The organism is Streptomyces huiliensis, assembly GCF_020037025.1.
Lineage (GTDB): Bacteria > Actinomycetota > Actinomycetes > Streptomycetales > Streptomycetaceae > Streptomyces > Streptomyces huiliensis.
Window position 1 is genome coordinate 26,163 of sequence record NZ_JAIQLH010000157.1, and the last position, 7,927, is coordinate 34,089.

6 protein-coding genes are annotated in these 7,927 nt (G+C 71.3%); 1 reads left to right on the forward strand and 5 read right to left on the reverse strand.

The window, feature by feature from the left end; genetic code table 11:
* Positions 1-37: 37 nt before the first annotated feature.
* From JNW98_RS24180 to JNW98_RS24200, 5 genes are all read right to left on the reverse strand, one after another.
* Positions 38-1,072, reverse strand: coding sequence for a LacI family DNA-binding transcriptional regulator (locus tag JNW98_RS24180; protein WP_308015657.1), 1,035 nt, complete (start codon positions 1,070-1,072; stop codon positions 38-40).
* Between the two features lie 73 nt (positions 1,073-1,145).
* Positions 1,146-2,786, reverse strand: a complete 1,641-nt coding sequence (locus tag JNW98_RS24185; RefSeq protein ID WP_223770390.1) for a glycoside hydrolase family 13 protein — start codon at positions 2,784-2,786, stop codon at positions 1,146-1,148.
* Between the two features lie 276 nt (positions 2,787-3,062).
* Complete coding sequence (locus JNW98_RS24190; RefSeq protein ID WP_223770391.1) at positions 3,063-3,920, reverse strand: sugar ABC transporter permease; 858 nt, start codon at positions 3,918-3,920, stop codon at positions 3,063-3,065.
* On the reverse strand, positions 3,917-4,903 hold the full coding sequence (locus JNW98_RS24195) for a carbohydrate ABC transporter permease (protein ID WP_372459315.1): 987 nt from the start codon (positions 4,901-4,903) through the stop codon (positions 3,917-3,919). Before JNW98_RS24195 ends, JNW98_RS24190 begins: the two co-directional genes overlap by 4 nt.
* A 4-nt stretch (positions 4,904-4,907) precedes the next feature.
* The gene (locus JNW98_RS24200) at positions 4,908-6,212 is read right to left on the reverse strand and encodes an extracellular solute-binding protein (protein ID WP_223770392.1); all 1,305 of its coding nucleotides are present in this window, start codon (positions 6,210-6,212) and stop codon (positions 4,908-4,910) included.
* A 295-nt stretch (positions 6,213-6,507) separates the two neighbouring features.
* On the opposite strand from JNW98_RS24200, the gene JNW98_RS24205 reads away from it, so the two are divergent.
* Positions 6,508-7,887, forward strand: coding sequence for an alpha-amylase (locus tag JNW98_RS24205; protein ID WP_372459316.1), 1,380 nt, complete (start codon positions 6,508-6,510; stop codon positions 7,885-7,887).
* Positions 7,888-7,927: the final 40 nt, after the last annotated feature.

The following is a 7,927-nucleotide window of genomic DNA, read 5'->3' on the forward strand; positions in this document are numbered from 1 at the left end:
GGCGCGCGGACGTCGTACGGGCGCCCGGGGCGCACCGTCAGACGGGACCCGCGCTCCGGGCCGGCACCGAGCCCGTCGAGCCGCGGACGACCAGCTCCGGCAGGAACACGAACTCGCTGTGCGGCGCCGGCGTCCCGCCGACCTCCTCCAGCAGCGCCCGCACCGCCGCCTGGCCCATGGGCCGCACGGGCTGGCGGATGGTGGTCAGCGGCGGGTCGGTGAAGGCGATGAGCGGGGAGTCGTCGAAGCCGACCACGGAGACGTCGCGGGGGACGTCCAGGCCGGCCCTGCGGGCCGCGCGGACCGCTCCCAGGGCCATCATGTCGCTGGCGCACACCACGGCCGTACAGCCGCGTTCGAGGAGCGCGGCGGCGGCCGCCTGACCACCCTCCAGGGTGAACAGGGAGTGCTCGACCCACTGCTGTGCGTCGTCCGCCGCCGTGCCGAACTGGTCGGCCATGCTCCGCAGGAAGCCCTCGATCTTGCGCTGGACCGGCACGTAGCGCCGCGGGCCCACGGCCAGGCCGATCCTGCGGTGGCCGAGCTCCGCCAAATGGGTGACGGCGAGCCGCATCGCGGCCCGGTCGTCGGGGGACACGAAGGGGGCCCTGACCTGCGCCGAGAAGCCGTTGATCAGGACGAACGGCACGCCCTGGGCGCGCAGCCGCTCGTAGCGCTGCATGTCGGCGGAGGTGTCGGCGTGCAGGCCGGAGACGAAGATGATCCCGGCGACCCCGCGGTCCACCAGCATCTCGGTCAGCTCGTCCTCGGTGGAGCCGCCGGGGGTCTGGGTGGCCAGGACGGGGGTGTAGCCCTGGCGGGTCAGGGCCTGCCCTATGACCTGGGCGAAGGCCGGGAATATGGGGTTCTCCAGCTCGGGGGTGATCAGCCCGACCAGTCCGGCGCTGCGCTGCCGCAGCCGCACCGGCCGTTCGTAACCGAGCACGTCGAGCGCGGCCAGCACGGACTGGCGGGTGGAGGCGGCCACCCCCGGCTTGCCGTTGAGGACGCGGCTGACGGTTGCTTCGCTGACACCCGCCTGGGCTGCGATATCGGCCAGCCGTGCGGTCACGGGAGGTGACTGTACCGGTCGCATCCCGGACTTCCCACCGGACGCCATTTCAGGCTTCCCACCGGACGCCATCTCAGGCTTCCCACCAGACGCAGGACTCCGCGGGCAGCCGCACGGCTCCGCCGTGGAACTCCAGGGCGGCGGTGGCGAGTACCGGACGTCCCGGAACCGTCAGTTCCGCTTCTTCCGGGAGGGTGTTGAGCGTGCAGACGAAACCCGGCCGGGAGAACGCCAGCACGCCCTCCGGCGCCGCCAGCCACGTCATCTCCCCCTCGCCGAGTCCCGGCAGGGACCGGCGCAGGGCGAGCGCGGAGCGGTAGAGCTCCAGCGTCGAGCGGGGGTCGCCGGACTGCGCCGCCACCGACAGCGTCCGCCACTCGGCGGGCTGGGGGAGCCAGCTGCCCGCCGGCCCGGAGCCCGGGCCGAAACCGTAGGGCGCCTCCTCGCCCGACCACGGCAGCGGCACCCGGCAGCCGTCGCGGGTGCCGTCCTGGCCGTCCCCGCGGAAGAACGCCGGGTCCTGCCGCACCTCGTCCGGCAGGTCCACGACCTCCGGCAGGCCCAGCTCCTCGCCCTGGTAGACGTAGACGGAACCGGGCAGCGCCAGCATCAGCAGCGCGGCGGCCCGGGCCCGGCGCGTCCCCCGCTCGCCGCCGCCGTAGCGGGTGGTGTGCCGCACCACATCGTGGTTGGAGAGGACCCAGGTGGTGGGGGCGCCGACGGAGTGGGTGGCGGCGAGCGACTCGTCGATGACCTTCCGCATCGGCTCCGCGCCCCACGCACAGGTCAGGAACTGGAAGTTGAACGCCTGGTGCAGCTCGTCCGGGCGGACGTAGAGGGCCAGCCGCTCGGACGTCGGGGCCCACGCCTCCGCCACGCCGATCCGGTTCCCCGGGTAGGAGTCGAGGAGCCGGCGCCAGGAGCGGTGGATCTCGTGGACGCCGTCCTGGTCGAAGAACGGCAGGACCTGGGCGCCGATGAGTTTGGCCTGTTCCTTTCGGCCGATGTCGGGGAGGCCGGGGGCCTTGACCATGCCGTGCGCGACGTCGATCCGGAAGCCGTCCACCCCGAGGTCGAGCCAGAAGCGGAGGACGGACTCGAATTCCGCCCGTACCTCGGCGTCGTCCCAGTTGAGGTCCGGCTGCTCGGGGGCGAAGAGGTGGAGGTACCACTCGCCGGGGGTGCCGTCCGCGTTCTCGGTGCGGGTCCAGGCCGGGCCGCCGAAGACCGACTCCCAGTCGTTCGGGGGCAGCTCGCCGGCTTCCCCCTGTCCGGGGCGGAAGTGGTAGCGCGCCCGGGCCGGGGAGCCCGGGCCGGCCGCCAGCGCCTCCCGGAACCAGGCGTGGCGGTCCGAGGTGTGGTTCGGCACGATGTCCACGATGACGCGGAGGCCGAGGCGGTGGGCTTCGCGGACGAGGTCGTCCGCGTCCTGGAGGTCGCCGAACAGCGGGTCGACCGCCCGGTAGTCCGCCACGTCGTACCCGCCGTCCGCCTGCGGCGACGCGTAGAACGGCGTCAGCCAGACCGCGTCCATCCCCAGCTCCGCCAGGTACGGCAGCCGGTCGCGGACGCCGCGGAGGTCGCCGATGCCGTCGCCGTCGCTGTCGGCGAAGGAGCGGACGTAGACCTGGTAGATGGCGGCTCGGCGCCACCACGCGTCCGTGCCGGACGGGGTGGTGGACACGGCGGGGGTGGGCGCGAGGTTCTGGGTCATGGGGGTCCTATCGGGTGGTGGGAGAGGTGGTGGTGGGGGCGCCTGCGGCGGGCCGTGCCCCGGTCCCGCCCCTTCGCCGATTCCCGGGGGCCGGCCCCCGGACCCCCGAAGCGCGCTGCGCGCGCTGTCCTCAAACGCCGGACGGGCTGGAGTGGGCGCCCTATCAAGCCCGTCCGGCGTTTGAGGACGAGCGGCGAAGCCGCGATCAGCGGGGTCTGGGGCGCAGCCCCAGGAATCGGCGAAGGGGCGGGACCGGGGCACCACCCGCCCGGAGGGCTACCCCTTCGTGCCGCCGGCCGTCAGCCCCGCGACGAGATGCCGCTGCGCGAAGAAGAACGCCAGCCCCGCCGGCACGGTGATGAGCACGGCGGCCGCCGTCATCAGCCCCCACTCCGCCTTCTGCTGGCCGACGAACGTCTGCAAGCCCACCGCCAAGGTGTAGTGCTCCTCGCTGCTCATGAACTGGCTGGCGAAGGCCACCTCGCCCCAGGCGGTGATGAAGGAGTAGAAGCCGGTGACGGCGAGACCGGGCCGGGCCAGCGGCAGGATCAGCCGCCAGAACGTGCCGAAGGGAGTGAGCCCGTCGACCCGCCCGGCCTCGTCGATCTCGGCGGGTATGGAGTCGAAGTACCCCTTCAGCATCCAGGCGCAGAACGGCACGGAGATCGAGCAGTAGGTCAGGATCAGACCGCCGTAGGAGTCCAGCAGCCCCATCTGCCCGAGGATGTTGTACAGCGGCACGATCAGCACCGCCATCGGGAACATCTGCACCACGAGGAACGTCCACATCAGCGGCCGGCGGCCAGGGAACCGCATGCGCGACACCGCGTACCCGGCGGTCGCCGCGATCAGCACGCCGACGACCGTCGCCCCCAGCGCCACGATCACCGAGTTGCCGAACCAGGTCAGGAACTTGGTCTCGTTCAGGATGTGCGTGTAGTTCCCGAACCCGAAGCCCGAGAACTCGGTCGGCTCCTGCCAGCCGTCCCGCCCCCGCAGCGAGACGAAGACGATGAAGAGGACGGGGAAGAGGGAGACCAGCGACGCCACGACCAGCGTCGCGTGCAGGGCGACGGACGCGCCGCGGGAGCGCTCCCCGCGCGCACGGACCCCGGCCCGTACCTTCCGGGTCATCGCGCCTCCTCCTGCCGGGCCAGCAGCCTGCGGTAGAACACGGCGAACACCAGCAACAGAGAGAGGATGAGGATCCCGTACGTCGCCGAGCCCGCGTAGTCCCGGATGCCCTGGAAGGCCAGCCGGTAGGAGTACGTCACGAGGATCTCGCTCTCGGAACTCGCGCCCTGCCCGATCAGCAGGTAGATGACCTGGAACATGTTGAACGTCCAGATGGTGCCCAGCAGGATCACCGTCCCGCTCACCGGCCGCAGCCCGGGCAGCGTCACGTGCCGGAACCGCTGCCAGGGCGAGGCGCCGTCCATCTCGGCGGCCTCGTGCAACTCGGCCGGGATGGACTGCAGGCCGCCGAGGATCGCGACCATCATGAACGGCACGCCGAGCCACACGTTGACCGCGACGGCCGCCATCTTCTGGAGCGTGCTGTCGCCGAGCCAGTCCACGGCGCCCATGCCCAGTTGTTCCAGGATCGCGTTGAGCACGCCGTACTTCTCGTTGAACATCAGCCGCCACGAGAACGTGGCGACGAACGCCGGCACCGCCCACGGCAGGATCAGCAGCACCCGGTACAGCCCCCGGAAGCGCATCCGCCGGTTGAGCAGCAGCGCCAGCCCGAGGCCGAGCGTGTAGTGCAGGAAGACGCAGGCGGCCGTCCAGGCCACCGTCCAGCCGAGCCGGCCGTAGAAGTGGCCCTCCTGGCCGGAGAGCACCTTCCAGTAGTTGTCCAGCCCGACGAACTCGTACGTGGACGGGATGTGGTTGACGCCGATCGTCCGGCCGACGTTGGCCTCGTTGGCGTCGGTGAGGGAGAGGTAGATCCCCCGGCCCAGCGGGTACCCGACGAGGACGGCGAGGACGACGACCACCGGCAGCACCATCGCCCAGGCGTACCAGTGGGTGTCGAACGACCGGCGGGCGCGGGCCGCCAGGCCGGGGCGCGCGGGCGCGGTCGTCGTGTTCGTCGAGGTCACAGCAGCGGTCACGGCATTACTCCTGGACCGCGTAGTCCTTGAGGAGGGCGGACTTCCACTCCTTGGCCGTGGCGTCCAGACCCGCCTGCGGCTCCTCCTTGAGCGTCAGGATCCGGGTGTAGTGCTGGAGCCAGACGGTGAACAGATCGCCGCCCTGCGGGATCGGCGGGCGCGCGTGCGCCGTGGCCAGCGCCTCGTGGAAGGACTTGCGGACCGGGTCGGCCAGCACCTCCGGCGTGTAGGCCGCCTTGCGCGTCGGCAGCAGCCCGACGGTCTTGGAGATCTCCGTCTGGCGCTCGGCGTCCGTCATGAACCGCGTGAAGAGGTACGACGCGTCGAAGTTCCCCGAACCGGCGTAGACCACCAGGTTGTGTCCGCCCACCGGAGCCCCCGCCACCCCGGTCGACCCCGCCGGCACCGCCGCGATGCCCAGGTTGCCCTTGTCCTTGAACGCCTCGCCGCCGAACAGCTCCTTGGTCGCCCAGGGGCCGTCGATCAGCATCGCCAGCTTGCCGTTCTTGAAGTCCGTCTTCAGCGCGTTGTAGCCGTCGGTGCCCGCCGGCTTGGGCGCCGCGCCCGACTTCACCAGGTCGACGGCGGTCTCGATGCCCTTGCGGGACGCCGCGTCGGAGATGGTGATCTTCTTGGCCGCCGCGTCGACCATGTCGCTCTTCTCGCCGTAGAGGAACGGCAGCGAGTAGTAGCTGTCCGGGCTGAGGCCGATGCCGTCCGCGCCCGCCTTCTCCTTGACCTTCTTCGCGGCGTCCTTGACCTCCTGCCAGGTGGCCGGCGGCTTCTCCACGCCCGCCTTCTTGAAGAGGTCCTTGTTGTAGAGCAACCCGAGCGTGTCCGTGACCTGCGGGACGCCGTACGTCTTGCCCTCGTACGCCGCGTTCTTCAGCGGCCCTTCGAGGAAGTCGTCCCGCTTGTCCAGGGCCGGCGTCCCGGTGAGGTCCTTGAGGTAGCCGAGCTGCGCGAAGCCCGGCGTCCAGCCGACGTCCGAACGGAGGACGTCCGGCGCGCCCTTGCCGGTGGACGCGGCCGTCTTGAACTTCTGCTGCGCCTGGTCGAAGGGCACGTTGACGTAATCGACCTTGATCTTCGGGTACTTGGCCTCGAAGTCCTTCACCAGCTTCCGGAACGCCGGCGCCTCGTTGGTGGCGTCCGACGTGTCCCACCAGGTGACCGTGCCGCTCACACTGCCCGGGTCCTTGGCCGCCTTGCTCCCGTCGCCCCCGCTGCCGCCGCCGTCGCCGCCACAGGCGGTCGCGGTCAGGGCCAGCACACCGACGACGGCGGCGACCGATATGCCTCTTCGCATACGGTTCTCCTCTTCACGAGGGCCGATCCTGGAGCGGGCGGCCCGAGCTGAGGAGGAAGCTAACAGGCTGCAATCTCTTGCGAAAGACCTTGCAAGGGGGGAAGGAGGGGATTTCCGAGTCGTTACCGTGCTGTGTCGCAGGGGGTTGACCGGGGCGGGTGGGGCTCGTACGGTCTCGGGGCGCGGCGGACTGCCGTCTTCTTGCGTGTTTCTTGCAAGCCACTTGCAACGCCCCGCCCTCCACGACCCGTCCACCCCGGGAGCCGTCATGCCGCGTACCGCCGCACGGAGGGCCTTGGCAGCCGTCCTCACTCTGCTGGCCGGAGCCACGGTCTCCGCGCCCGAGGCGCGGGCCGTCGCGCCGGGCGCCGCGCCGGGCGTACGGGACGTCACCGCCGTCCTGTTCCAGTGGCGGTACGACGACGTCGCCCGCGAGTGCGGCGCCGCCCTCGGCCCCGCCGGGTACGGCTACGTCCAGGTGTCGCCACCTCAGGAGCACATCGCCGGTCCGCAGTGGTGGACCTCCTACCAGCCCGTGAGCTACCGGATCGCCGGGCGGCTCGGTGACCGTTCCTCCTTCGCGCACATGGTGAATGCCTGCCACCGGGTCGGGGTGAAGGTCGTCGTGGACGCGGTGATCAACCACATGTCCGCCGGCTCCGGTACGGGCACCGGCGGCACGGCGTACACGAAGTACGGCTACCCCGGTACGTACGGGGACGACGACTTCCACCGCTGCCGCCGCCCGATCTCCGACTACACCCGCCGCGACGACGTCCAGGACTGCGAACTCGTCGGCCTCGCCGACCTGGACACCGGGAGCGAACGGGTGCGCGACCGTCTCGCCGCCTATCTGGACGATCTTCTCGCGCTGGGCGTGGACGGATTCCGGATCGACGCCGCCAAGCACGTCGCGAGCGGTGATCTCGCGGCGGTGAAGGCGCGGTTGAGCAAGCCGGACGTCTACTGGAAGCAGGAGACGATCTACGGCGCGGGGGAGGCGGTCCAGCCCGAGGAGTACCTCGGTACCGGGGACGTCCAGGAGTTCCGCTACGCCCGTGAGCTCAAACGCGTCCTGACGCAGGGGCGGTTGGCGGAGCTGCGGGGGTTCGGGGAGGGGCGGGGGTGGGTGCCCGGGGGCAAGGCGTCCGTCTTCGTCGACAACTGGGATACGGAGCGGGATGGCAGCACGCTCAACCGGACGATGGGGCGTGTGTACGGGCTCGCCAATGTCGCCATGCTGGCGTTGCCGTACGGGGCGCCCGACGTGCATTCCGGCTACGCGTTCAGTGAGCGGGACGCGGGGGCGCCGGGGGACGGGTTCACGTATGAGCACCGACGGGCGGAGACGGCCGGCATGGTGGGGTTCCGGAACGCGGTGCGGGGGGCTGGGGTCGGGTGGTGGTGGGATGACGGGGGTGACGCCGTCGCCTTCGGGCGGGGTGCGAAGGGGTTCGTGGTCATCAACCATGGGAAAGGTGCGCTTTCGCGGACGTTTGCGACGGGGTTGCCGGCGGGGGAGCACTGTGACGTGCTGAGTGGACGGCGTGTGCGGGTCGGCCGGGACGGCCGGTTGGCGGTGAGGGTGGAGGCGGACGCGGCGTTGGCCGTTGTGGTGGAGCCCCAGCCCCGCCCTTTCACCGTTTCTTGCGGGGGCGGCCCCCGCACCCCCTGAAGCGCGCTGCGCGCGCTGTCCTCAAACGCCGGACCGGCTG

Excerpts from the sequence above, each read along its gene's own strand:
- JNW98_RS24185 (WP_223770390.1), bottom strand. The coding sequence starts at position 2,786 with ATGACCCAGAACCTCGCGCCCACCCCCGCCGTGTCCACCACCCCGTCC.
- JNW98_RS24190 (WP_223770391.1), bottom strand. The coding sequence starts at position 3,920 with ATGACCCGGAAGGTACGGGCCGGGGTCCGTGCGCGCGGGGAGCGCTCC.
- JNW98_RS24200 (WP_223770392.1), bottom strand. The coding sequence starts at position 6,212 with ATGCGAAGAGGCATATCGGTCGCCGCCGTCGTCGGTGTGCTGGCCCTG.